The 23639-nt window shown below is 65.6% G+C and carries 24 protein-coding genes; 7 read left to right on the plus strand and 17 right to left on the minus strand.

Translation table 11 applies throughout. The features are described 5' to 3' along the window. Nucleotides 1-47: 47 nt before the first annotated feature. From ppsA to dnaB, 7 genes are all read left to right on the plus strand, one after another. Nucleotides 48-2456 (plus strand): phosphoenolpyruvate synthase, encoded by a 2409-nt coding sequence (gene ppsA / locus Q0Z44_RS09445; protein ID WP_298011966.1) that lies wholly within the window; start codon nucleotides 48-50, stop codon nucleotides 2454-2456. Between the two features lie 55 nt (nucleotides 2457-2511). After that, a complete protein-coding gene (locus Q0Z44_RS09450) occupies nucleotides 2512-3714 on the plus strand; it encodes an HPP family protein (protein ID WP_298011967.1) in 1203 nt (400 codons plus the stop codon). 136 nt (nucleotides 3715-3850) lie between these two features. Beyond that, nucleotides 3851-4216 carry a 30S ribosomal protein S6 gene (rpsF, locus tag Q0Z44_RS09455; protein WP_109036303.1) on the plus strand — a complete coding sequence of 122 codons (366 nt, stop codon included), beginning with the start codon at nucleotides 3851-3853 and terminating at the stop codon, nucleotides 4214-4216. A 65-nt stretch (nucleotides 4217-4281) separates the two neighbouring features. Further along, nucleotides 4282-4572, plus strand: coding sequence for a primosomal replication protein N (priB, locus tag Q0Z44_RS09460; RefSeq protein ID WP_298011968.1), 291 nt, complete (start codon nucleotides 4282-4284; stop codon nucleotides 4570-4572). A 28-nt stretch (nucleotides 4573-4600) separates the two neighbouring features. Then, nucleotides 4601-4894 (plus strand): 30S ribosomal protein S18, encoded by a 294-nt coding sequence (rpsR, locus tag Q0Z44_RS09465; RefSeq protein WP_058086160.1) that lies wholly within the window; start codon nucleotides 4601-4603, stop codon nucleotides 4892-4894. 12 nt (nucleotides 4895-4906) lie between these two features. Further along, nucleotides 4907-5359 carry a 50S ribosomal protein L9 gene (gene rplI, locus Q0Z44_RS09470; protein WP_298011970.1) on the plus strand — a complete coding sequence of 151 codons (453 nt, stop codon included), beginning with the start codon at nucleotides 4907-4909 and terminating at the stop codon, nucleotides 5357-5359. Nucleotides 5360-5576: 217 nt separating this feature from the next. Beyond that, nucleotides 5577-7004, plus strand: a complete 1428-nt coding sequence (gene dnaB / locus Q0Z44_RS09475) for a replicative DNA helicase (protein ID WP_298011971.1) — start codon at nucleotides 5577-5579, stop codon at nucleotides 7002-7004. Nucleotides 7005-7125: 121 nt separating this feature from the next. On the opposite strand, the gene Q0Z44_RS09480 is transcribed toward dnaB, so the two are convergent. From Q0Z44_RS09480 to tsf, 17 genes are all read right to left on the minus strand, one after another. Continuing rightward, nucleotides 7126-7821 (minus strand): Bax inhibitor-1 family protein, encoded by a 696-nt coding sequence (locus Q0Z44_RS09480; protein ID WP_298011972.1) that lies wholly within the window; start codon nucleotides 7819-7821, stop codon nucleotides 7126-7128. Between the two features lie 94 nt (nucleotides 7822-7915). Next, on the minus strand, nucleotides 7916-8134 hold the full coding sequence (locus Q0Z44_RS09485) for a hemin uptake protein HemP (protein ID WP_298011973.1): 219 nt from the start codon (nucleotides 8132-8134) through the stop codon (nucleotides 7916-7918). Between the two features lie 47 nt (nucleotides 8135-8181). Further along, nucleotides 8182-9018, minus strand: a complete 837-nt coding sequence (locus Q0Z44_RS09490; RefSeq protein WP_298011975.1) for an RNA methyltransferase — start codon at nucleotides 9016-9018, stop codon at nucleotides 8182-8184. 18 nt (nucleotides 9019-9036) lie between these two features. Then, a complete protein-coding gene (gene rnhB / locus Q0Z44_RS09495) occupies nucleotides 9037-9771 on the minus strand; it encodes a ribonuclease HII (RefSeq protein WP_298011976.1) in 735 nt (244 codons plus the stop codon). Continuing rightward, on the minus strand, nucleotides 9740-10879 hold the full coding sequence (gene lpxB, locus Q0Z44_RS09500; RefSeq protein ID WP_298011978.1) for a lipid-A-disaccharide synthase: 1140 nt from the start codon (nucleotides 10877-10879) through the stop codon (nucleotides 9740-9742). The genes rnhB and lpxB overlap by 32 nt, the downstream gene beginning before the upstream one ends. 25 nt (nucleotides 10880-10904) lie before the next feature. Continuing rightward, complete coding sequence (gene lpxA / locus Q0Z44_RS09505; protein ID WP_298011980.1) at nucleotides 10905-11693, minus strand: acyl-ACP--UDP-N-acetylglucosamine O-acyltransferase; 789 nt, start codon at nucleotides 11691-11693, stop codon at nucleotides 10905-10907. Between the two features lie 5 nt (nucleotides 11694-11698). After that, entirely contained in the window at nucleotides 11699-12139 is a 441-nt protein-coding gene (gene fabZ, locus Q0Z44_RS09510) for a 3-hydroxyacyl-ACP dehydratase FabZ (protein ID WP_294638334.1), read from the minus strand. Beyond that, the gene (gene lpxD, locus Q0Z44_RS09515; protein WP_298011982.1) at nucleotides 12136-13164 is read right to left on the minus strand and encodes a UDP-3-O-(3-hydroxymyristoyl)glucosamine N-acyltransferase; all 1029 of its coding nucleotides are present in this window, start codon (nucleotides 13162-13164) and stop codon (nucleotides 12136-12138) included. The genes fabZ and lpxD overlap by 4 nt, the downstream gene beginning before the upstream one ends. Nucleotides 13165-13217: 53 nt before the next feature. Further along, nucleotides 13218-13727, minus strand: a complete 510-nt coding sequence (locus Q0Z44_RS09520) for an OmpH family outer membrane protein (RefSeq protein WP_298011983.1) — start codon at nucleotides 13725-13727, stop codon at nucleotides 13218-13220. A 2-nt stretch (nucleotides 13728-13729) separates the two neighbouring features. After that, nucleotides 13730-16033 carry an outer membrane protein assembly factor BamA gene (bamA, locus tag Q0Z44_RS09525; RefSeq protein ID WP_298011984.1) on the minus strand — a complete coding sequence of 768 codons (2304 nt, stop codon included), beginning with the start codon at nucleotides 16031-16033 and terminating at the stop codon, nucleotides 13730-13732. A 10-nt stretch (nucleotides 16034-16043) separates the two neighbouring features. Further along, complete coding sequence (gene rseP, locus Q0Z44_RS09530; protein WP_298011986.1) at nucleotides 16044-17438, minus strand: RIP metalloprotease RseP; 1395 nt, start codon at nucleotides 17436-17438, stop codon at nucleotides 16044-16046. Between the two features lie 42 nt (nucleotides 17439-17480). Further along, the gene (gene dxr / locus Q0Z44_RS09535) at nucleotides 17481-18686 is read right to left on the minus strand and encodes a 1-deoxy-D-xylulose-5-phosphate reductoisomerase (RefSeq protein WP_298011988.1); all 1206 of its coding nucleotides are present in this window, start codon (nucleotides 18684-18686) and stop codon (nucleotides 17481-17483) included. After that, on the minus strand, nucleotides 18679-19602 hold the full coding sequence (locus Q0Z44_RS09540; RefSeq protein ID WP_298011989.1) for a phosphatidate cytidylyltransferase: 924 nt from the start codon (nucleotides 19600-19602) through the stop codon (nucleotides 18679-18681). Before Q0Z44_RS09540 ends, dxr begins: the two co-directional genes overlap by 8 nt. Before the next feature lie 2 nt (nucleotides 19603-19604). Then, nucleotides 19605-20387 carry a polyprenyl diphosphate synthase gene (gene uppS, locus Q0Z44_RS09545; protein ID WP_298011990.1) on the minus strand — a complete coding sequence of 261 codons (783 nt, stop codon included), beginning with the start codon at nucleotides 20385-20387 and terminating at the stop codon, nucleotides 19605-19607. A 110-nt stretch (nucleotides 20388-20497) separates the two neighbouring features. Further along, a complete protein-coding gene (gene frr, locus Q0Z44_RS09550) occupies nucleotides 20498-21058 on the minus strand; it encodes a ribosome recycling factor (protein WP_298011991.1) in 561 nt (186 codons plus the stop codon). A gap of 82 nt (nucleotides 21059-21140) precedes the next feature. Beyond that, nucleotides 21141-21851, minus strand: coding sequence for a UMP kinase (gene pyrH, locus Q0Z44_RS09555; protein WP_109036269.1), 711 nt, complete (start codon nucleotides 21849-21851; stop codon nucleotides 21141-21143). Between the two features lie 195 nt (nucleotides 21852-22046). Then, on the minus strand, nucleotides 22047-22943 hold the full coding sequence (gene tsf, locus Q0Z44_RS09560; protein ID WP_298011993.1) for a translation elongation factor Ts: 897 nt from the start codon (nucleotides 22941-22943) through the stop codon (nucleotides 22047-22049). Between the last annotated feature and the right edge of the window lie 696 nt (nucleotides 22944-23639).

The raw sequence follows: 23639 nt of genomic DNA on the forward strand, positions 1-23639 counted from the left end.
GCTCCGGCGGTGTACCGACCCATTTTTTTACCATCCGGAGCTTTGTCATGACCCAACGATTCGAGCCGACCGCCCTGGTCGTGCCTTTCGAACAACTTCGCATGTCCGACGTGGAAGTCGTCGGCGGCAAGAACGCCAGCCTCGGCGAGATGATCTCGCAGCTGCCTGACGGCGTGCGCGTGCCCACCGGCTTCGCGACCACCGCCCACGCATTCCGCGAGTTCCTGAAGCACGACGGTCTGGCCGACCGCATCAGCCAGCGCCTCGCCACGCTCGACACCGAAGACGTGCGCGCCCTCGCCGCCGCCGGTGCCGAAATCCGTGGCTGGGTCGAAGCCCAGCCCTTCCCCGCCGACCTGGAAAAGGCCATCCGCGACGCATTCGTGGTGCTCGCTGGTGACAACCTCCAGGCCTCGTTCGCCGTGCGCTCGTCGGCCACCGCCGAAGACCTGCCCGACGCCTCGTTCGCCGGCCAGCAGGAAACCTTCCTGAACGTGGTCGGCATCGAAGACATCCTGCACAAGATGAAGGAAGTCTTCGCCTCGCTGTACAACGACCGTGCGATCTCCTACCGCGTGCACAAGGGCTTTGCCCACGACGTGGTCGCCCTGTCGGCCGGCGTGCAGCGCATGGTGCGCTCCGACCTCGGCGCCGCCGGTGTGATGTTCACCATCGACACCGAATCCGGCTTCTCCGACGTCGTCTTCATCACCTCCAGCTACGGCCTGGGCGAAACCGTGGTGCAAGGTGCCGTCAACCCCGACGAGTTCTACGTCCACAAGCCCGCACTGAAGGCCGGCAAGCAGGCCGTCATCCGCCGCAACCTGGGCTCCAAGCTGATCAAGATGGAGTTCAGCACGCCCGAGGAAAAGGCCGCCACCGGCAAGCTGGTCAAGACCGTCGACACCACGGTCGAGGCCCGCAACCGCTACTCGCTGAGCAACGAAGACGTCACCGAACTGGCCCGCTACGCCCTGATCATCGAGCAGCACTATGGCCGCCCGATGGACATCGAATGGGGCAAGGACGGCACCGACGGCAAACTCTACATCCTGCAGGCCCGTCCGGAAACCGTGAAGAGCCAGCAGCAAGGCAAGGCCGAGCAGCGCTACAAGCTCAAGGGCACCGGCACCGTGCTGGCCGAAGGCCGCGCCATCGGTCAGAAGATCGGCACCGGCCCCGTGCGCCTGGTGCACTCCATCACCGAGATGGACCGCGTGCAGCCCGGCGACGTGCTGGTCACCGACATGACCGACCCCAACTGGGAGCCGGTGATGAAGCGCGCCAGCGCCATCGTGACCAACCGCGGCGGCCGCACCTGCCACGCCGCCATCATCGCGCGTGAACTGGGCATCCCCGCCGTGGTGGGCTGCGGCAACGCCACAGAGCGACTCAAGGACGGCACCCTGGTGACCGTGGCCTGCTCGGAAGGCGACACCGGCTACATCTACGAAGGCCTGCTCGAAACCGAAGTCACCGAAGTGACCCGCGGCGAGATGCCCCACATCGGCCTGAAGGTCATGATGAACGTGGGCAACCCGCAGCTGGCCTTCGACTTCGCGCAGATGCCGAACAACGGCGTGGGCCTGGCCCGCCTCGAGTTCATCATCAACAACAACATCGGCGTCCACCCCAAGGCCATCCTCGACTACCCGAACGTCGACAGCGACCTGAAGAAGGCAGTCGAATCGGTGGCCCGCGGCCACGCGTCGCCCCGCGCCTTCTACGTCGACAAGCTGGCTGAAGGCGTGGCCACGATCGCTGCCGCCTTCTGGCCCAAGCCCGTCATCGTGCGACTGTCGGACTTCAAGTCCAATGAGTACAAGAAGCTGATCGGCGGTTCGCGCTACGAGCCGGAAGAAGAAAACCCGATGCTGGGCTTCCGTGGCGCCTCGCGCTACATCTCGGCCGAGTTCGGCGAAGCCTTCGCCATGGAATGCGAAGCGCTCAAGCGCGTGCGCAACGACATGGGCCTGACCAACGTCGAGATCATGGTGCCCTTCGTGCGCACCCTGAAGCAGGCCGAGCGCGTGACCGGCATGCTGGCCGACCACGGTCTGGTGCGCGCCGCCAAGGGTGGCACCGACGGCCTGCGCGTCATCATGATGTGCGAAGTGCCCTCGAACGCCATCCTGGCCGAGCAGTTCCTCGAGTACTTCGACGGCATGTCCATCGGCTCGAACGACCTGACCCAGCTCACCCTGGGCCTGGACCGCGACTCCGGCCTCGAACTGCTGGCCGCCGACTTCGACGAACGCGACCCAGCTGTGAAGGCCATGATTTCGCGCGCCATCGCGGCGTGCCGCGCCCATGGCAAGTACGTTGGCATCTGCGGACAAGGCCCCAGCGATCATCCGGACTTTGCCGAATGGCTGGCCGCAGAAGGCATTGTGTCGATCTCCCTCAACCCCGACACCGTGGTCGAGACCTGGCAGCGCCTGGCCGCCAAGTCCTGATCTCCGTCGGGACGCGACTCAGGAAAGGGGCTTCGGCCCCTTTTTTCATGGCCCGATGACCACCCCCCTCAATTCACTGCAGCGCACACCCAGTCCGGCGTGGCTGCGGCGCGCCAGAATCCTGCTCTGGCCTTCCCCGACACGGCCCAGCCGCAAAGAGCGCATCCGCGCTGCAGTCGGAGCCGGCATCGGCCTGTTGATCACGGCCCTCGTGTGCCACGGACTGGGCCCATCCGGACCGGCCAACCTGTGGCTGATGGCACCGCTCGGCGCCTCGGCGGTACTGGTGTTCGCCGTCCCGGCGGGCCCCATGGCGCAACCATGGGCGGCGCTCGGTGGCAATACCCTGTCCTCGCTCATCGGGCTCGGTTTTGCCTTCACCGGGCTGGATGCCGAATGGGCCGGCCCCATCGCCGTGTGTGCGGCCATGCTCTGCATGCTGGCCCTGCGCTGCCTCCACCCGCCGGGTGGCGCCGTGGCCCTCACGGCCGTGCTCACCCACACCACCCAGTGGACCTATCCGCTGTTTCCCGTGTTCGTGAACACGCTCCTGCTGGTGTGCGTGGGCGCCGTCTACAACAGCATGACCGGACGCCCTTACCCGCACCCGCAAGGCGCCCCATCGCCCGGCCCCTCCGATGGGCGCCCCGGGCCCGCCGAACCCGATGCCTTGAGCGAGGTCCTGCAACGCTACAACCAGGTCCTCGACATCAGCCGCGACGACCTCGAAGCGCTGCTCCACGAAACGGAGCGGCTGGCCTACCGCGAGCGGCTGAGCGCCCTGCGCTGCAGCAACATCATGTCCTCGCCACCCATCACGGTGCAGTTCGGCACCCCACTGCAGGAAGCGTGGAACCTCCTCACCCGGCATGACATCAAGGCACTGCCCGTGGTTGACCGCTACCAGCACCTCGTGGGCATCGTCACACGCGCCGACTTCATGCGCCACGCCGACCGCGTCGCCGGACAACCCGCCGGCGAGGTGCGGGCCCTGGCTGAGCGACTCCGCACCCTGCTGCGCCCCACCCCGGGCACCGACTCCGACAAGGCCGAGGTTGTGGGCCAGATCATGACGCGCCAGGTGCGCGTGGCCAGCGCCGACCGGCCCCTCATCGACCTGTTGCCCCTGTTCACCGAGGGCGGACACCACCACATTCCGATCGTGAGCGACGACAGGCGGCTCGTCGGCATCCTGACGCAGTCCGATTTCCTGCGTGCCTGGTCACGCGCGGTGCACGACGGTTGGCGGCAGGGTTGAATCGGTGCTAGACTCGCAGGCTTTCCCGAATGTTGGGTGTCGTGCGCTTTCTTAGTGCGCGGCACACAGCCCTTGCCGTCAGCGGGTTTGACGCTTCGCGACGGCTTCCATCAACTGGAATCCACAAGGAGTTTCCATGCGTCACTACGAAATCATCGTGCTGATCCACCCGGATCAAAGCGAACAGGTTCCGGCCATGCTGGAGCGCTACAAGACCCTGATCACCACGAACGGTGGCCAGGTGCACCGCGTTGAAGACTGGGGCCGCCGTCAGCTGGCTTACCAGATCAACAAGCTGGCCAAGGCGCACTACCTGTGCCTGAACGTCGAAATCAGCAAGGAAACCCTGGCTGAAATCGAAACCGGCTTCAAGTTCAACGACGCCGTGCTGCGTCACCTGACCGTGCAGAAGGACAAGGCCGAGACCGCTCCTTCCGTGATGATGAAGCAAGTTGAGCGTGAAGAGGCCCGCAAGGCCGCTCAGGAGCAAGCCGCCGCCTGATTGATGCCGCAAGGCATCCAGGCACCGCGTCCCCGCGATCGGGGTCTGCGCGGGCACTGCACGACATGAACCACGTCCTGCTGTCCGCCAAGATCATCGAGCGCAAGGCGTTGAGATACACCCCCGCCGGCCTCCCCGCCCTCGACCTCGTGCTTGAACACGAATCCGAGGTGACGGAAGCCCAGCAGACCCGCAAGGTGAAGCTGGAACTCAAGGCCCTGGCGCTTGGCGACATCGCCAATCGCCTGAACCGGCAGGACACCGGCGTGCCCATCGGCATCACCGGCTTCCTCGGGGCTCCGCGCAACGGACGAGGTGTGCTGCTTCACATCACCGAACTCAACGACATCGTTTAAACATCCATTCGGATACTGAGAGGTCATCATGGCTGCTCCCCGCTCCAAGAACGGCAAGTTCTCCAAAGACCGCAAGGGCAAGCGCAACACGCAATCCCTGCTGTTCCGCCGCAAGCGCTTCTGCCGCTTCACCGTCGCTGGCGTCGAACAGATCGACTACAAGGACGTCGACACCCTGCGCGACTTCATCGCTGAAAACGGCAAGATCATCCCCGCTCGCCTGACCGGCACCCGCGCGATCTACCAGCGTCAGCTGACCACCGCCATCAAGCGCGCTCGCTTCCTGGCCCTGCTGCCCTACAGCGATCAGCACCGCGTCTAAGGAGTCCTCGTCATGCAAATCATCCTCCTCGAAAAAGTCGCCAACCTGGGCAACCTGGGTGATGTGGTCAAGGTCAAGGACGGCTACGCCCGTAACTTCCTGATCCCGACCAAGCAGGCCCGTCGCGCCACCGAAAAGGCTGTGGCCGAGTTCGAAGCCCGCCGCGCCGAGCTGGAAAAGGCTCAGGCCGAGAAGCTGGCCGCCGCTCAGGCCGTCGGCGAAAAGCTGACCGGCAAGACCGTCACCCTCAGCCAGAAGGCTGGCGTGGACGGCCGTCTGTTCGGCTCGGTCACCAACCACGACATCGCCGACGGCCTGAAGGCCGCTGGTTTCGACGTGGCCAAGCAGCAGATCCGTCTGCCGAACGGCCCGCTGAAGACCGTGGGCGAGCACCCGGTTTCCGTCGCCCTGCACACCGATGTGGTGGTCGACGTGACCGTGGCTGTGGTCGGCGAAACCGTCTGATCGCGTCACGCACACACTGAGCCGGGCTCGTTCCGGCTCGACCCTGCAGGGCCGGCTTTTGCCGGCCTTGTTCATTTTGGGCGTCGACTTGTCCACCGCATTGCACAGGTCGCCCCCAGGCTGTCCCACGCCCGTTCACAGGCTTGCCCACAGCCTTGTCCACAGGCGCCCCGAAACGGCGATGCCGCACGGGCCCTGCCCCACTTATCATTGCGTCATGGCCGCTGTGTTCCCCTCCTCCAACGCCTCGAACGACACCCGCATCCCGAGCGACGAGATCGCCAAGCTGCGTGTGCCGCCCCACTCCATCGAGGCCGAACAGAGCGTCCTGGGCGGCCTGCTGCTCGACAACAGCGCCTGGGACCGCGCCTCCGACCTGCTGAGCGAAAGCGATTTTTACCGCCATGAGCACCAGCTGATCTTCACCGCCATCCAGCAGCTGGTGAACGCATCGAAGCCGGCAGACGTGATCACGGTCTACGAGCAACTGCAGATGGCTGGCAAAGGCGCCGAGGTGGGCGGCCTGGCCTACCTGAACGCCCTCGCCCAGTCCGTGCCCAGCGCGGCCAACATGCGCCGCTACGCCGAAATCGTTCGCGAGCGCGCGGTGCTGCGCAAGCTTGTCACCGTCAGCGACGAGATTGCGACCAACGCCTTCAATCCTGCCGGCCGCAACGTCTCGGACATCCTGGACGAAGCCGAGGCCAAGATCATGAAGATCGGGGAAGAAGGCAACAAGAGCAAACAGGGCTTCCACTCGATGGATGGTCTGGTGGTCGACCTGCTGGACCGCGTGACCGAACTGGCCGACAACGGCTCCGAGGACGTGACCGGCGTGCGCACTGGCTTCATCGAGATGGACAAGATGACGGCCGGTCTGCAGAAGGGTGACCTCATCATCCTGGCGGCCCGCCCGTCCATGGGCAAGACGGCGTTCGCGCTGAACATCGGCGAGAACGTGGCGGTCAACGAAGGCCTGCCAGTGGCCGTGTTCTCGATGGAAATGGGCGCCTCGCAGCTCGCCCTGCGTATGGTGGGCTCGATCGGGCGCATCAACCAGCAGAACCTGCGTACCGGCCGCCTGACCGACGACGAATGGAGCCGCCTGAGCGAAACCGTCGAGAAGCTGCGTACGGCCAACGTCTTCATCGACGAGACACCGGGCCTCTCGCCCAATGAACTGCGGGCACGCGCCCGCCGGCTGGCGCGTCAGTTCGGCGGCACGCTGGGCCTCATCATCATCGACTACCTGCAGCTGATGAGCGGCTCGGGCGGCAACGAGGAAAACCGCGCCACCGTGATCGGCGAAATTTCCCGGGGCCTGAAAGCACTGGCCAAGGAACTGCAGTGCCCGGTGATCGCGTTGTCGCAGTTAAACCGCTCGGTCGAAACCCGACCCGACAAGCGCCCCATGATGTCCGACCTGCGGGAATCCGGCGCCATCGAGCAGGACGCCGACGTGATCATGTTCATCTACCGCGATGAGTACTACAACCGCGAATCGAAGCTGCAGGGCATGGCCGAGATCATCATCGGCAAGCAGCGTAATGGCCCGGTGGGTGCGGTGCACCTGGCCTTCCTGAAGGCAAACACGCGCTTCGAGAACCTGGCCCCAGGGACCTACATCGGCGGCGACGAATACTGACCCAGGTGTCGCCCTCAAGGGCGTTGCCGGGGGCGCTTACGTTCCTGCGAACAAAAAAAGGGCCGCAACGCGCCAGGCGTGCGGCCCTTGTTCCAAGTGCGCGCACGCACCGGGATGCGGATCAGTCGTCGCTGCCGCCGAGGATACCCAGCAACTGCAGCAGTGCGGTGAACACGTTGTAGATGTCCAGGTAGATGGCCAGGGTGGCCGTGATGTAGTTCGTCTCGCCGCCGTCCATCACGCGCTTCAGGTCGTACAGGATGTAGGCCGAGAAGATGCCGACCATCAGCGCCGACACGGCGAGCATCAGCGCCGGCATCTGCAGCCAGATGTTGGCCACAGCGGCCACCAGCACGACCAACACACCCACGAACAGCCACTTGCCCATGCCGGACAGGTCGCGCTTGATGGTCGATGCCAGCGTGGCCATGGCGCCGAACACCACCGCGGTGCCGCCGAAGGCAAAGCCGATCAATTGGGCGCCATTGGAGAGGCCCAGCACCGCCCCGATGAGCCGTGAGAGCATCAGGCCCATGAAGAAAGTGAAGCCCAGCAGCAGCAGCACCCCGACGCCCGAGTGCTTGAACTTCTCGATCGCGAAGAAGAAGCCGAACGCGACGGCCATGAAAATGCCAAAGCCGATCAGCGGGCTGCCGCTGAAGAAGCTGAAACCCATCGAGACGCCCAACCAGGCACCGATGACGGTCGGCACCATCGACAGGGCCAGCAAGGCATAGGTGTTGCGCAACACGCGACGCTGTGCACCGACGGCCTGGCCGCCATACACGACGTCAAGGGGTTTGAGCGAGCGATCCATGTTCATCCTCCAGCAAGACAGCTACAGACCGCGCGGCGCGCGATTCTGACATGAGCGCATTGTACGGGTGGGTTCGCAGGCCCTGCCCGCAACGTCACTTTGTGAGGATGAGCTTGCCGAGCTTGGTCAGGCGAAGCTGGTAGAGCGCACCTTCGTGCTGGATGTGCAGCACTCGACCACCGCGAAACAGCTGCTCGCTGTCCACGGTCTGCAGTGCCGCCTCGGCAACGCCATCCGGGTTGGCCGATTGGACGGGAGCACCGGGCACCGGTCGGCCAGCCGCCGACTCGGAGTCGCATGGAAGTTCTTGCATGCCATCATTCTAAATGCGAATAATTCGCACTACAAGAGACAAAGCGATCAATGGCGACGTCGGAGCGACTCGTACAGACAGATTGCCGCAGCCGAGGCCACATTGAGCGACTCCTCGCCCCCGGGCTGCGGGATGGACACCGTCATGGCGCACCGCGTCATCAGCGCCGGAGCCACGCCCTGCCCCTCATGCCCCAGAACCCAGGCACAAGGATCCGGCAGCGGCGCCGCCGGCAGCAGGTGCTCGGCATGAGAGCTGGTGGCCACCAGGGGCACGGCCAGGGCGTCCAGCTCGGCCACCTCCACCTGCTCCACCAGATGGAGGCCGAAATGGGCCCCCATGGCGGCGCGCAGCACCTTGGGCGACCACAGTGCTGCGGTGCCCTTGATGGCGGCCACCTGTTGCACACCCAGCGCCGAGGCACTCCGCAGGATGGAGCCGACATTGCCAGCGTCCTGCAGTCGGTCGAGCACCACGGTCGCCAGACCGGGGCGCAACGCCTCGCTGGCATCCGCTCGCGACAGCAGGAAGCCAATGCGCGCAGGCGACTCCAAGCCCGTGAAATGCCGCCACAGCGCTTCGGGCACCACCACCACACGGGCCGCATGGCGGGCCAACTGGCTCAGGGCGGCCGCCTGCGCATCCTGGCCACTCGCGCAGCCGTGTTCGCCCAGCCACGCCGTGTCGGCCACCACGGCGGTGTCTGCCGGCACACCGCGCTGAACGGCGGCAGCACACAGGTGGTCGCCCTCCAGCCAGACCTCACCGAGCTTGCGGTAGGCGGTCGGGTCCTGCCCGAGCTTGCGCAAGCGCTGCACGAGGGCGTTGTCGCGCGAAGTGACGAACTGCGGCGGGCGCGGGGTGGCGCGGTCAGTGTGGCTCATGGCAGACAAATCAAACAATCACGCCAACGACAGACCGTCGGCCGCGGCGGCAGTGGACAGCACGTCCGGCGAAGTGGCGAGCTCGACCGGTACCGCGACGCGGCCCTCGGCGAGTGCGAGGCGCACCGGGGCGAAGCTGCGCCGATGGGCCGGCGTCACGCCGTGCTCACCCAAGGCCGCCAGGTGTTCTGGCGTTGGATACCCCTTGTGCGACTCGAAACCATGGTGAGGATAGCGAGCATGCAGTGCATCGCACAGGCGGTCGCGATGGACCTTGGCCAGGATGGATGCCGCCGAGATGGCCTGCACCTTCGCATCGCCCTTGACGATGGCCTGGGCGGCCACACCGAGGTGCGGTGGCACCCGGTTGCCATCCACCTGCACCAGGGCCGGCTTGAGGCGCAGGCCGTCCACCGCCCGCTTCATCGCAAGCATGGTCGCGTGCAGGATGTTCAGCCGGTCGATCTCCTCGACGCTCGCTTCGGCGATGCAGCAGCACAGCGCCTTCGCCCGGATCTCGTCGAACAGACGCTCGCGGGCACGGGCCGTCAGCCTCTTCGAATCGTTCAGCCCAGCAATAGGCTGAAGGTCATCGAGGATCACCGCGGCGGCCACCACCGGCCCGGCGAGCGGCCCGCGCCCCGCCTCGTCGACCCCGGCCAGCAGACCGATCACGGGCGGCGTCCACAGCAGATCCAACTGCTCGGGAGGCGCCTGGGGGTCAGCGCGCGCCGATGACCTGGGCGATCGCATCGGTGGCAGCCCGGGCCGTGTCGCGGCGCAGGCTGTGGTGAAGTTCGATGAAACGCTGCTGAACGGCTTCGCCCCGGGCCGGGTTGTCCAGCCAGTCCAGCACATCGCGCGCGAGCTGCGCGGGCTCGGCGGCATCCTGAAGCCGTTCCGGCACCACGAAATCGCGCGCCAGGATGTTGGGCAGCCCCACCCACGGCAGGTAGCCCATGTGCCGCATGATGTGCCAGCTCAGGGTGCTGATGCGGTAGCCGATTACCATCGGACGCTTGAACAGGGCCGCTTCGAGCGTGGCTGTGCCGGATGCGATCAGCGTCACATCGCAGGCGGCCAACGCATCGTGCGACTGGCCGTCGAGCAGCGTCAGGGGTGCGTCCGGGCAATGAACCTGCACCAGCGGCTCGATCATCCCGCGCAGCCCGGGCGCCATGGGGAGCACGAAGCGCAGGTCGGGCCGCTGCCGGGCCAGCAGGGCCACAGCGTCCAGGAACGCGGGTGCGATGTAGCGGATCTCGCCACGCCGGCTGCCGGGCAGCACGGCCACCAGTGGCGTGCCCTCAGCCACAGCGAGGCGAGCCCGCGCCGCTTCGCGCGGCGGCGTCATTGGGATCGTGTCGGCAAGCGGGTGTCCCACGAAGGTCGCGCCAATGCCCTTGGCATGGTAAAGCTCTGGCTCGAACGGGAACAGGCACAGCATGTGGTCCACCGAGCGGTGGATTTTGTTGATGCGCCCGCCACGCCAGGCCCAGATCGACGGGCTCACGAAGTGCACCGTCCGGACCCCCGCGGCCTTCAGGCGGGCTTCCAGGCCCAGGTTGAAGTCCGGCGCGTCCACACCCACGAACACGTCCGGGCGGTCGGCCAGCAGCCGGTCGCCCAGGCGCTCGCGGATGGTCCAGATCTCCCGGAAGCGGCGCACCAGTTCGAGGTTGAAACCATGCACGGCCAGCTTGTCACTTGGCCACCAGGCCTCGAACCCTTCGGCCGCCATGCGGGGGCCGCCAATGCCTGCGGCCTGCAAATCGGGCCAGCGTCCTTTCAGGCCGCCCAGCATCAGCGCAGCCAGCAGGTCGCCGGACGCCTCGCCGGCCACCATCGCGATGCGGGTCATGCGCCCGCTCCTGCCTGCGCCATCATCAACGCACGATGCCCCGGCTGGCCAGCGCCAGGAAGGACAGCATGTTGTCGATGTCCGCGTCGGCATCGGGCTGCTGCCCACGCAGCGCGGCGATCTCGGCCTTGGCGGCCTCGAGCGTCAGGCCACGACGGAACAGCACCTTGTGCACCTGCTTGAGCATGCTGAGCCGATCGGGCGAGTAGCCCTTGCGACGCGGCCCTTCCTGATGCACGTTCTGCACTTCGGCCGGGTTGCCGGCGGCCACCGTGAACGGCGGCAGGTCCTGCGACAGACGGGTCTGGAAGCCCAACATGGCGAAGTCACCGATGCGCACGAACTGGTGGATGCCGCTCATGCCGCCGATCAGCGTGTGGTTGCCCACCAGCACATGGCCTGCGAACTGCACCGCATTGGCGATCACATTGTGGTCACCAATGACACAGTCGTGCGCCACGTGCACATAGGCCATGATCCAGTTGTCGTGGCCGATCTCGGTCAGCCCCTTGTCCTGCACCGTGCCCGTGTTGAACGTGGTGAATTCGCGGATGGTGTTGCGGTCCCCGATGACGAGCCGGGTGGGCTCGCCCTTGTACTTCTTGTCCTGCGGGTCGGCACCCAGCGAGGCAAACTGGTAGATGCGGTTGTCGCAGCCGATCGTGGTGTGCCCTTCGATCACGCAGTGCGGCCCGACGGTGGTGCCCTCGCCGATCCGCACGTTGGGGCCGATCAGCGTGTGCGCCCCCACGGTGACCGAATCGGCCAGCTCGGCCTTCGGGTCGACGATGGCGGTCGGATGGATGCTCGCCATGGCGCTCAGGACACCTTGCGCACAGTGCACATCAGGTCGGCTTCGACCGCCAGCTCTTCGCCCACCAGCGCACGCGCCTTGAACTTGTAGATGCCGCCCTTGTTGCGGTCCATGGCCACGTCGAGGAACAGCTGGTCACCCGGCTCGACCGGGCGCTTGAAACGCGCGCCGTCGATGCCGACGAAGTAGTACACCGAGTTGTCGTCCACCCCACTGCCCTGCGTCTCGAACGCCAGCAGCGCGGCCGCCTGGGCCAGGGCTTCGAGCATCATCACGCCGGGCATCACCGGACGGTTCGGGAAGTGACCCTGGAAAAACGGCTCGTTGATCGTGACGTTCTTCAGCGCGCGGATGCGCACGTTCTTCTCGACTTCGAGCACACGGTCCACCATCAGGAAGGGGTAACGATGGGGGAGCTTTTGAAGGATCTTGTGGATGTCCATCAGCTTTTCACTTGCTTTTCTAGGGTACGGATGCGGTCGCGGAGCGCGTGGAGTTGACGCAGGGTCGCCGCGTTCTTCTCCCAGTTCGCGTTCTCGTCAAACGGGAAGGCGCCGCTGTAGAGGCCCGGTTTGAGCACCGAGCGGGAAATGAGGGTGCCCGACGACACGTGAACGTGGTCGGCGAGCGTGAGGTGTCCGAGGATCATGCCCGCGCCGCCCACCGTGCAGTGCTTGCCGATGCGGGCACTGCCGGCCACGCCGACGCAGCCGGCCATCGCAGAGTGGTCGCCGATGTGGACGTTGTGGGCGATCTGCACGAGGTTGTCGAGCTTGACGCCGTTGCCGATGACCGTGTCTTCCAGCGCACCGCGGTCGATGCAGGTGTTGGCTCCCAACTCCACGTCGTCACCGATGCGGACGGCGCCCAACTGCTCGATCTTCTCCCACGTGCCCTGGTGGGGCGCGAAGCCGAAGCCATCGGCACCGATGACCACGCCACTGTGAAAGAGACAGCGTGCACCCACCACGCAGTCGAACCCGATGGTGACGCGGGGCGCCAGGCGCGTGTCGGCACCGATGCGCGCGCGTGCACCCACCGTGCAATGCGGTCCGATGACGACGCCGTCCTCCAGAATGGCACCCGCCTCGACCACAGCCAGGGGTCCGATGTGCACGTTCTGGCCGATGACCGCCGTGCCATCGACCACGGCGCTCGGGTGAATGCCGGCCGCGGGGCGGGGGCGAACGCGCTCGGCCCACCATTGGGTCAGACGCGCAAAGTAGAGGTAAGGATCGGCCGTGACGATGGCCGCACCGCGAGCGACTGCCTCTTCCTGCACCGCCGGGCTGACGATCACGCAACCCGCCTGGGTGGTGGTCAACTGTGCTCGGTACTTGGGGTTGGAGAGGAACGCAATGCTGCCTGCGTCGCCCGATTCCAAAGGCGCGATGCGGTGAACCAGCTGCTCGGCAGAGCCGTGGAGCTCACCGCCCAGGGCGGCCACCAGCTCACCGAGGCGAACAGCCATCCCGGTGGGCTGGCTGTCGGCTACAGGTGCACGGTCATCGGAAGCCGGCCCGTTCACTTGCTCGATCCGCCGTTCAAGGCCCGGATGACCTTGTCGGTGATGTCCACGCGGGGGCTGGCAAACACGGCTTCCTGAACGATGAGGTCGTACTTTTCCTGATCGAAGATCTGACGCACCACACGGTTGGCGCGGTCCAGCACCGACGACAGCTCTTCGTTCTTGCGCTGGTTCAGGTCTTCCTGGAACTCCCGGCGCTTGCGCTGGAGCTCACGGTCCTGCTCGATCAGTTCCCGCTGACGGCGCGCACGCTCGTTCTCGGCCAGCGTCGGGGCGTCCTTCTCGAAACGGTCCGAGGCAGCCTTGAGCCGATTCTCGTTGTCGAGCAGATCCTTCTCGCGGCGCCCGAACTCCGACTCCAGCTTGACCTGGGCCGACTTGGCCGGTGCCGCATCACGCAGCACGCGGTCGAGATTCACGAAACCGATCTTGAGTTCCTGCGCCTGCACAGCCAGGGCACCCATCAGGAGGCCTGCGGCCACCAGGGTCTTGAGGTACGAGGTCATGGTCAGAATGCGGTGCCGATCTGGAACTGGAGACGCTGGATTTTATCTTGATCGAAATAGCGCAAGGGCTTCGCGTAGCTCAACTTCAGCGGTCCCACCGGAGAGACCCAGCTGATGCCCACGCCCACCGAGGCGCGGAGGTCCTGCGCGCGGATGGACTGCTCTTCGCCCCAGACGTTGCCGGCATCCGCGTAACCGAACAGCCGCAGGGTCCGGTCATTGCCGGCGCCCGGGAAGGGGACATAGAACTCGGCGTTCAGGTTCAGGCGCTTGTTGCCGCCCAGGTAGGAGCCTTCGATGTCGACCGGACCCAGCGAGCTCACTTCGAAGCCCCGCACGGTGCCCAGGCCGCCGCCGTAGTAGTTCTTGAACACGGGATAAGGCTTGCCACCCAGTCCCTTGCCGTACGAGATTTCACCGTTCAGGCCCAGCGTGTAGGCCTTGCTGAACGGGATGTACTGCTGCGCCTGGTAGTTGCCGCGCACGTACTGCGTCGAGCCGGCCAGACTGACGTCCACGTTCAGGCGCTGGTAGCGGCCTTGCGTCGGAGCGATCACGCTGTCGCGGGAATCGCGGGCCCAGCCCACGCTCAGCGGATAAGACGTGGCCGGCGAGCCGAACTGTTCGCGAGCCAGAGTGAAGCGGACCGGCAGACCCGTGCTGCCTTCGATCTTGTTCTGCTCGATGCCGGCCCCGAAGAACACACGGTCGAACTCGGTGAAGGGCACGCCAAACCGGATCGTGCCCGACTGCGTGACGATCTTGTAGTCGCCCGAGGTGGTGTTGTACGGGCGGGAGGTGCGGTGCGCGACCTCGTAGGTGCGCGAGATGCCGTTGTCGGTGAAGTACGGGTCCGTGGCGCTGACCACGATCGTCCGGTTGTACCGGCTGGTGTTGACGTCCAGGCCCAGGTAGTTGCCGGAGCCGAATACGTTGTCCTGGCGGATCGAGGCCGTCACCGTGAACTTCTCGGCGCTCGAGAAGCCCGCACCCAGCATCAGGTTGCCGGTCGGCTTTTCTTCCACGGTGATCGTGAGGTCCACCTGGTCGGCAGTGCCTGGCACCTCGACGGTGTCGATACTGACCTGCTTGAAGTAACCCAGGCGGTCCACGCGGTCGCGAGACAACTTGATCTTCTGGCCGTCATACCAGGCCGACTCGAACTGCCGGAACTCGCGGCGGATGACTTCGTCACGCGTGCGGGAGTTGCCGGCCACGTTGACGCGGCGCACGTACACGCGCCGCTGTGGCTGCGCCACCATCACGACCTCGACCTGCCCCTTCTCGCGGTCGAGCTGAGGGCGGAAATCGACCTTGGCAAACGCATACCCGAAGGCGGCGAACCGGTCGGTGAAAGCGCGCGTGGTCGACGCCACGTCTTCGGCGCGATAGGGCTCGCCCGGCTTGACGGTCACCAAGTTGCGGAACGCTTCGTCCTGCCCCAGGAAATCGCCTTCGAGGCGCACGCCCGTGACGACGTAGCGCGGACCTTCGGTCACGTTGATCGCGATCGAGATGTCCTGCTTGTCCGGCGAGATCGCCACCTGGGTGGAGTCGATGCGGAACTCAAGGTAGCCGCGGTTCAGGTAGTACGAGCGGATCGTTTCCAGGTCGGCATTCAGCTTGGCGCGCGCGTACTGGTCGGACTTGGTGTACCAGCTGAGCCAGCCGCCGGTTGTCAGGTCCATCTGGCCCAGCAGCGTGCTTTCCGAGAAGGCCTTGTTGCCGGTGATGCGGATGGACTTGATCTTGGTGACCTCGCCTTCCGTGACGGTGAAGGTCACGTTGACGCGGTTGCGCTCGGCCGGCGTGATCGTCGTGACGACCTCGACGCCGTATAGGCTGCGCGACAGGTACTGGCGCTTGAGCTCCTGCTCGGCGCGGTCGGCCAGCGCGCGGTCGAACGGCTGGCCCTCGCCGATGCCGATGTCCTTGAGCGCCTTCACAAGGTTGTTCTTGTCGAACTCCTTGGTCCCGACGAACTCGACGCGCGAGATCACCGGACGCTCCTCCACCACCACCACAGCGACGTTGCCGTCGATCTGGATGCGAACGTCCTTGAACAAACCGGTGGCGAACAGGGCACGCAGGCCTGTCGCGCCCTTGTCGTCGGTGTAGGTGTCACCCACACGGAACGGCAGTGCGGCAAACACGGTGCCGGCATCGGCGCGCTGGAGGCCCTCGACGCGGATGTCCTTGAGCACGAAGGGCTCGACGGCCCATGCAGACTGGAACAGCGAGGAAGCCAACAAGGCAGCCAGCAGGGTCGGCTTCAGCCGAGCGGACGTCATGGAGGGGATGTGCATGCAGTGAAACTCAGTGCGCGCCGATCAGGCGGGCCAGGTCGTTGTAAAGCGCCAGCGACATCATCGCCAGCATGATGGCCACGCCACCACGTTGGAGGCGCTCCAGCCACAGGTCCGAGACCGGACGCCCCGTGACGCCTTCAAAAAGATAATACATGAGGTGCCCGCCATCGAGGACGGGCAGCGGCAGCAGGTTCAGCACGCCCAGGCTCACGCTCACCAGCGCGAGGAACCCGAGGTAATGCACCCAGCCGAGCGAGGCCGATTTGCCTGCGTAGTCGGCGATGGTCAGAGGGCCGCTGAGGTTCTTGATCGACGCCTCGCCGATCAGCATCTTGCCCAGCATGTTGAGGCTGAGGACGGCCGTGTCCCAGGTTTTCTCGAGCGCCATGCCCAGGCCTTCGACCAAACCGTAACGCACCTCGACAATGGACGGCATGGCGCCGAGGGCAGCCTCGATGCGCGCCACTTTCTGCCCCTGCACGTCCTTGATGACGGGCTGAACGACCACGTTGACCGTGCGCCCTGCCCGCTCCACGTCGAGCGCCAGCGGCTGTGCCTGCCCGCCCTTGAGGCTGCTGCGGATCAGGCGACGCAGCTCGGCCGCATCACGCGGCACCTGCCCATTGATACGCAGGACGCGGTCGCCCTTCATCAGGCCCGCGCGCGCGGCCGGCCCTGCCGCCACCACATCGTCGACCAGGGGCTCTGCATAAGGGCCCGTCAGGCCGACGCGATCAAGCAGTTTCCCGTCCACTTCGGAGGCCGGAATGCGCGACAGGGGCAGTGCCAGCTGGCGCACACCGCGGCCGGGATCGTCCTCACGCAAGCGCGCGTGAACCTGCAGCTGCAGATCCTCGCCACGGAGGGCCGCCCGGGTGAAGCGCCACTGCAGGTCGGTCAGGGAGCGCACGGCCTGCCACTCACCGTCCTCCGGCGCAGCGCCGGCGATGCGCGCCGCCAGCACTTCATCGCCGGACTGCAGTCCCGCGTGCTCCGCCAGGCTGCCCGGCTGGGGAGCAGACAGCCACGGGCGGAGTTCCTGCACGCCCGACCAGTTCACCGCCGCGTACAACGCGATCGCAAGCAGGAGGTTGGCCGCCGGCCCCGCCGCGACGATGAACACCCGCTGCCGAAGCGGCTTTCGGTTGAAGGCGCGGTCTCGCTCCTGCGCCGGCACCGGGCTCTCCCGCTCGTCCAGCATCCGCACGTAGCCACCGAACGGCAGCGCCGACACGACAAACTCGGTCTCCCCCCGCTGCCGGCGCCACAGCACGCGCCCGAAGCCCACTGAAAAGCGCAAGACCTTGACGTCGCAGGCGACCGCCGCGCGGTAGTGACCATACTCATGGATCACCACGAGCACGCCGATGGTCAGCAGGAAGGACAGCACAGTCATCAGCATCGCGACACCTCTTCGATCATCAGACGGCGGACACCGTGGATTTCACCGGGCAAGGGCCACGACCTGCTCGCCCGCATGACGCCGCACCCGTGCATCCAGAGCCAGCAATCCGTCGACCGATTCGCTCATGCCATCCTCGATGAGGCCGGCGGCAAGCGACTCCGTGTTCACTTGGTGGATCTGGTCGAACCGGATCCGCCGCGCCAGGAACGCCTCCACCGCCACTTCGTTGGCCGCGTTGAGCACGCACGTGCTGCCAGCAGGACCACGCAGCGTTTCCCAGGCCAGTTGCAGACCAGGGTAACGCGCGGCGTCGGCTTCCTCGAAAGTGAGGGCCTTGAGGGCGAGAAAATCCAACATCTCGGCGCCCGACTCGATGCGCTCGGGCCACGAGAGCCCATAGGCAATCGGCACACGCATGTCCGGCGTACCGAGCTGGGCCAGCACCGAGCGGTCGCGGCACACAACCATCGAGTGAATGATGCTCTGCGGATGCAGCACCACGCGGATCTGCTCGGGCGCGAGGCCGAAAAGCCAACGCGCTTCGATCACTTCCAGCGCCTTGTTCATCATGGTCGCCGAATCCACCGAAATCTTTCGGCCCATGACCCAATTGGGGTGGGCGCAGGCCTGTTCGGGCGTGATGCCGGCAAACGTCGAAGGATCACGTTGGCGGAAAGGCCCACCCGAGGCGGTCAGCACGATGTGGTCGATGCGGGACGGCCAGTTGGACGGGTCTTCCGGCAGGCATTGGAAGATGGCTGAATGCTCACTGTCGATGGGCAGCAGCGTGGCGCCCCCTTCGTGCACGGCCGACATGAAAAGGCCGCCGCCCACCACCAGGGCTTCCTTGTTCGCGAGCAGCAGGCGCTTGCCTGCCTTGGCCGCCGCCAGACAGGGCGCGAGCCCGGCTGCGCCGACGATGGCACCCATCACGATGTCGACCGCCGGATGGGCCGCCACGTCGGACAGTGCTTGGGCACCGGAGAGCACCTCGGTTCGCCAGCCTTGCTCGCGCCCCAGCGTGCGCAAACGCGCCGCGGCCGCCTCGTCCGGCATCACGGCAAAGCGCGGCTGCCACCTGGCGCACAAGGCGGCAAGCTCCTCGACGCGCTGAGCACCGGTGAGCGCGAACACCTCGAACCGCCCCGGGTGGCGCGCAATCACATCCAGCGTGTTGGTGCCAATGGAGCCCGTGGCCCCGAGCACGGTGACGCGTTGAGGGGCAGCGTGACGACGATCAGGCATGACAAAGGGCCATCAAGGCAAGCGACAGAGGCAGGACGGGCAGCAAGGCGTCCACACGGTCGAGCACGCCGCCATGCCCTGGCAGCAGCTGGCTGCTGTCCTTGGCGCCGGCCTGCCGCTTGATCATCGACTCGAACAGATCGCCGACGACGCTCATGGCAGCCAGAAAGGCCAGCGCGAGCACCATGCCGAAAGGCCCCACACCGAGCAGGAGGCGGCTGTACAGGCTGGGTGAATCGACGCCCACCTGGCGGTCGATTGCGATCCACAGCACGGCCAGCAGCAGCACGGCCAGCATGCCTGACCACACCCCTTCCCAGCTCTTGCCCGGGCTGATGGCCGGGGCGAGCTTGCGGCGCCCGAAGGTCCGCCCGCCAAAGTAGGCACCAATGTCAGCCGCCCACACAAGACAGAACACGGAAAGCATGAAGTTGCCGCCCTGCGCCTTGATGTCGGCCAGGGCCAGCCAGGCCGCCACCAGAATCAACAGGCCCAGCAGGCGGCGCGGCCAATCCGGCCATTGCCCCCAGTAGAGCGGGCCGTAGCGCAGCGCGAGCGCGCCACCCACCACCCAGATGGGCAACGCGGCGAGCCACACCCAGGTCGGCGTGAAGAAACCGACCAGCGGGTGCGCGACGCCGTGGACGTGCGTCAGCGCGGCCGCCGGCAGGCTGTCAGCCGCTTGCCAGACAGGCAGACCGAACACCTGGGCCGCATACACACAGCCACCGGCCACTGCCGCAGCCATCAGCCAGGCGCGCGCGCCCGGAGCGCCGTTCAGGCGGGACCACTCCCAGCCGGCGGCCGAGATGAAGACCAGCGACAACAGCGAGAAAGGCCAGACCGCATCGACCACCAGCGTGGGCAGCAGGATGGCGACCAGGACGAGCGCCGTGATGACCCGTTGACGCAACATGATCAGCGCTCCTCGGAGTAAGAAGGCGGTTGCGGCTCGGCCGCCCCGCCCAGCGCGCCTTCACCCTGCCCGGATGCCCCGACGTCACCGAAACGCCGCTCACGCCGCGCGAAGGTGGCAATCGCCTTGTCGAGCTCGCCACCATCGAAGTCGGGCCAGAGGCAGTCGGTGAACACCAGTTCCGCATAGGCGCTCTGCCAGAGCAGGAAATTCGACAGCCTCACTTCGCCACCCGTGCGGATGAACAGGTCGGGATCCGGCGCGTACGACATCGCCATGTGGCGGGAGAGCACTGCCTCCGTCAATTCCTCAGGACGCACACCTTCGGCCATGGCGGCACGGCAGGCCTGGACCACATCCCAGCGCCCCCCGTAATTGAAGGCCACGGTCAGGACCAGTCGGCTGTTCTCGACCGTGTCGGCCTCGGCGCCGCGCAGCGCATCGCGGATCCGGGGCGAAACGCTCTCGAGGTCGCCCGCGATGCGGATGCGCACGCCGTCCGACTTCAGCTTCACCAGATGCTTGGACAGGGCGACGAGCAACAGGCTCATCAGACCCGACACCTCTTCTTCCGGCCTTTTCCAGTTCTCGGACGAGAACGCAAACACCGTGAGGTAGCCGATGCCGCGGTCCGCTGCGGCCTGAACCACCTTCACCAGCGCATCCACTCCCGCCTTGTGCCCGACGCCGCGCGGCATGAGGCGTTTGCGGGCCCAGCGGCCGTTACCGTCCATGACGATGGCGACGTGGCGGGGAACCAAGGCGGCGGTGGAAGATGAGGCCATGAAACGTGGATGGAGGGGAAGCGTGCGCCGCCACATGCGGCACGGTCAGAAACGCGACGAGGCGGACGGGCCGCCTCGCGATGCGCTGGATTATGACAAAGCCCGCGGCCTCAGACCGCCATGATCTCGGCTTCCTTGGCTTGGACCAGCTTGTCGACCTCGGCGATCACCTTGTCGGTCAGCTTCTGGATGTCGTCCTGCGAGCGGCGATCCTCGTCCTCGGTGATCGCCTTGTCCTTCAGCAGGCGCTTGGCCTGTTCATTGGCGTCGCGGCGCAGATTGCGAATGGCAACCTTTGCGTCTTCGCCGGCGCCCTTCACGACTTTGGTCAGCTCCTTGCGGCGCTCTTCGGTCAGCGGAGGCATCGGCACACGGATCAGGTCACCCTGCGCCGAAGGGTTCAAGCCCAGGTCGGATTCGCGGATGGCCTTCTCGATCTTCGCGCCCATGCCCTTTTCCCACGGTTGCACGCTGATGGTGCGCGCGTCAAGCAGCGCCACGTTGGCGACCTGGCTGATCGGCACGAGCGAGCCGTAATAGTCCACCTGAACCTGGTCGAGGATGCCGGGGTGGGCGCGGCCCGTGCGGATCTTGGCCAGTTCGTTCTTGAAGGCCTCGATGGAGCGGGCCATCTTCTGTTCGGCGTTTTTCTTGATGTCTGCAATGCTCATGGAGAGACTCCGTGCGGATGTGCGGCCGACGGCCTGAAGAGTGACAAACGCGTGAGGATGAAAATGGGACGACAGCGAACGATCAGACGTGGACCAGCGTGCCCTCGTCCTCGCCCAGCACCACGCGCTTGAGTGCGCCGGGTTTGAAGATCGAGAACACCTTGAGCGGCAGATTCTGGTCGCGGCACAGCGCAAACGCCGTCGCGTCCAGCACCTGCAGATTCTTGATCAGCGCCTCGTCGAACGTGATCGTGCTGTAGCGGGTGGCAGACGGATCCTTTTTCGGATCGGCCGTGTAGACGCCATCGACCTTCGTGGCCTTCAGCATCACCTCGGCACCGATCTCGGCGCCACGCAGGGCAGCGGCCGTGTCGGTCGTGAAGAAGGGGTTGCCGGTTCCTGCAGCGAACACCACAACCTTGCCCTCTTCGAGGTATTGCAGTGCCTTGGGACGCACATACGGCTCGACGACCTGGTCGATGCTGATGGCAGACATCACGCGGGCCGTCATGCCTTCCTGACGCATCGTGTCGGCGAGGGCCAGCGAGTTCATCACCGTGGCCAGCATGCCCATGTAGTCGGCGGTGGCGCGGTCCATGCCCACCGAACCGCCGGCCACGCCGCGGAAGATGTTGCCTCCGCCGATGACGACCGCCACCTGCGTACCCAGCGCAGTCACATCCTGGATTTCCTTGACCATGCGCACGATGGTCGCGCGGTTAATGCCATAGGCATCGTCGCCCATCAGGGCTTCACCGGAAAGTTTCAGGAGGATACGCTTGTAGGCGGCCATGCAGTCGTCCTTGTGTTCTGTGCCAGGGCGCACAACCTGCCTGTTGCACCAGCAACCCGCCCGGACGTGCCCGAAGGCTTGGAGAAGGGGTAAGCGGATCAGGTTCCCCTTGGAAACCTCTCCGGCACCCGAGATCTTGTTCTGTTGATCAGAGATAGCACAAGGGGGCCGAAGCCCCCTGTGTGTCGAGCCGGCTTACTGGCCCTTGGCTGCGGCCATCGTCGCAGCAACTTCGGCGGCAAAGTCGTCTTGCTTCTTCTCGATGCCTTCGCCCACGACGAACATCGTGAAGCCCTTGACGGTGGTGTTGGCACCCTTGAGGTAGGCTTCCACGGTCTGCTTGCCGTCGGCGGCCTTCACGAAGACCTGGTTGAACAGCGAGACTTCCTTCAGGTACTTCTGCACAGCGCCTTCGATCATCTTGGCAGCAATGTCGGCGGGCTTGCCGGACTCGGCAGCCTTGGCGGTGGCGACATTGCGCTCGGTCTCGATCAGGTTGGCGGGCACATCGGCAGCCGACAAGGACACCGGCTTCATGGCGGCGATGTGCATCGCGACGTCCTTGGCAGCCACGTCTTCGCCGTCGAACTCGACGACCACACCGATGCGGGCGCCGTGCAGGTAGGCGGCCAGCTTGCCACCGTCAGCGTAGCGCTTGAAGCGGCGGATCGACATGTTCTCGCCGATCTTGCCGATGAGGCCCTTGCGCACTTCTTCCACGGTCGGGCCGAAGCCGTCTTGCGACAGCGGCAGCTCGCCCAGGGCAGCCACGTCGGCCGGGTTGTGTTGCGCAATCAACTCTGCGACCGACTTGGCGAACGCCAGGAACGAGTCATTCTTCGACACGAAATCGGTTTCGCAGTTGATTTCGACCAGGGCGCCGGTGGTGCCGTTCACGGCGGCGGCGACAACGCCTTCGGCGGTCACGCGCGAAGCGGCCTTCGAAGCCTTGCTGCCAAGCTTGACGCGCAGGATTTCTTCTGCCTTGGCCATGTCGCCGTCGGCTTCGGTCAGCGCCTTCTTGCACTCCATCATCGGGGCATCGGTCTTGGCGCGCAGTTCGGCGACCATGCTGGCGGTGATTGCGGGCATATTGTTCTCCGTTGAGTTGGGGCGCGGCGTCACGGCCGCGTCACATCAGAATCTGTTGAAAAAAAGGGGCTGAACAACAGCCCCTTCTTGCCGAATCACGGGGACTCAGGCGGCTTCGTTGACTTCCACGAATTCGTCGTCGCCAGCGGCAGCGGCCACGACTTCGTTCACGGCGTTGGCCTTGCCTTCGAGGATGGCGTCGGCCACGGCGCGGGCGTACAGGGCCACAGCCTTGGACGAGTCGTCGTTACCCGGGATGACGTAGTCGATGCCTTCGGGCGAGTGGTTGGTGTCCACCACGCCGATGACGGGAATGCCCAGCTTCTTGGCTTCGGCGATGGCAATCTTGTGATAGCCAACGTCGATCACGAACAGGGCGTCCGGCAGCGCGGTCATGTCCTGGATGCCGCCGATGTCCTTTTCGAGCTTGGCCAGGTCGCGCTGGAACAGCAGGCCTTCCTTCTTCTTCAGGTTGTCCAGGCCGGCTTCGACCTGAACTTGCATGTCCTTCAGCTTCTTCAGCGAGCCCTTGACCGTCTTGAAGTTGGTCAGCATGCCGCCCAGCCAACGCTGGTTCACGAAGGGCACGCCAGCGCGGCTTGCTTCTTCGGCGACGGTGTCACGGGCCTGACGCTTGGTGCCGATCATCATCACGGATCGGAAGAGCACACGTCTGAACTCCAGTCACCGGATAAC

The sequence above is a fragment of the uncultured Aquabacterium sp. genome (assembly GCF_947366995.1).
Taxonomy (GTDB): domain Bacteria; phylum Pseudomonadota; class Gammaproteobacteria; order Burkholderiales; family Burkholderiaceae_C; genus Aquabacterium.

Bases quoted from the DNA above. Each gene is read 5' to 3' on its own strand.
- rpsF (WP_109036303.1), top strand. From the start codon at position 3,851: ATGCGTCACTACGAAATCATCGTGCTGATCCACCCGGATCAAAGCGAA.
- rseP (WP_298011986.1), bottom strand. From the start codon at position 17,438: ATGCTGATGACTGTGCTGTCCTTCCTGCTGACCATCGGCGTGCTCGTG.
- rnhB (WP_298011976.1), bottom strand. From the start codon at position 9,771: ATGCGATCGCCCAGGTCATCGGCGCGCGCTGACCCCCAGGCGCCTCCC.
- Q0Z44_RS09485 (WP_298011973.1), bottom strand. From the start codon at position 8,134: ATGCAAGAACTTCCATGCGACTCCGAGTCGGCGGCTGGCCGACCGGTG.
- bamA (WP_298011984.1), bottom strand. From the start codon at position 16,033: ATGCACATCCCCTCCATGACGTCCGCTCGGCTGAAGCCGACCCTGCTG.
- Q0Z44_RS09520 (WP_298011983.1), bottom strand. From the start codon at position 13,727: ATGACCTCGTACCTCAAGACCCTGGTGGCCGCAGGCCTCCTGATGGGT.
- lpxB (WP_298011978.1), bottom strand. From the start codon at position 10,879: ATGACCCGCATCGCGATGGTGGCCGGCGAGGCGTCCGGCGACCTGCTG.
- uppS (WP_298011990.1), bottom strand. From the start codon at position 20,387: ATGGCCTCATCTTCCACCGCCGCCTTGGTTCCCCGCCACGTCGCCATC.
- tsf (WP_298011993.1), bottom strand. From the start codon at position 22,943: ATGCCCGCAATCACCGCCAGCATGGTCGCCGAACTGCGCGCCAAGACC.
- pyrH (WP_109036269.1), bottom strand. From the start codon at position 21,851: ATGGCCGCCTACAAGCGTATCCTCCTGAAACTTTCCGGTGAAGCCCTG.
- lpxA (WP_298011980.1), bottom strand. From the start codon at position 11,693: ATGGCGAGCATCCATCCGACCGCCATCGTCGACCCGAAGGCCGAGCTG.
- Q0Z44_RS09480 (WP_298011972.1), bottom strand. From the start codon at position 7,821: ATGGATCGCTCGCTCAAACCCCTTGACGTCGTGTATGGCGGCCAGGCC.
- frr (WP_298011991.1), bottom strand. From the start codon at position 21,058: ATGAGCATTGCAGACATCAAGAAAAACGCCGAACAGAAGATGGCCCGC.
- Q0Z44_RS09540 (WP_298011989.1), bottom strand. From the start codon at position 19,602: ATGTTGCGTCAACGGGTCATCACGGCGCTCGTCCTGGTCGCCATCCTG.
- rpsR (WP_058086160.1), top strand. From the start codon at position 4,601: ATGGCTGCTCCCCGCTCCAAGAACGGCAAGTTCTCCAAAGACCGCAAG.
- Q0Z44_RS09450 (WP_298011967.1), top strand. From the start codon at position 2,512: ATGACCACCCCCCTCAATTCACTGCAGCGCACACCCAGTCCGGCGTGG.
- priB (WP_298011968.1), top strand. From the start codon at position 4,282: ATGAACCACGTCCTGCTGTCCGCCAAGATCATCGAGCGCAAGGCGTTG.
- ppsA (WP_298011966.1), top strand. From the start codon at position 48: ATGACCCAACGATTCGAGCCGACCGCCCTGGTCGTGCCTTTCGAACAA.
- dnaB (WP_298011971.1), top strand. From the start codon at position 5,577: ATGGCCGCTGTGTTCCCCTCCTCCAACGCCTCGAACGACACCCGCATC.
- Q0Z44_RS09490 (WP_298011975.1), bottom strand. From the start codon at position 9,018: ATGAGCCACACTGACCGCGCCACCCCGCGCCCGCCGCAGTTCGTCACT.
- dxr (WP_298011988.1), bottom strand. From the start codon at position 18,686: ATGCCTGATCGTCGTCACGCTGCCCCTCAACGCGTCACCGTGCTCGGG.
- rplI (WP_298011970.1), top strand. From the start codon at position 4,907: ATGCAAATCATCCTCCTCGAAAAAGTCGCCAACCTGGGCAACCTGGGT.
- lpxD (WP_298011982.1), bottom strand. From the start codon at position 13,164: ATGGCTGTTCGCCTCGGTGAGCTGGTGGCCGCCCTGGGCGGTGAGCTC.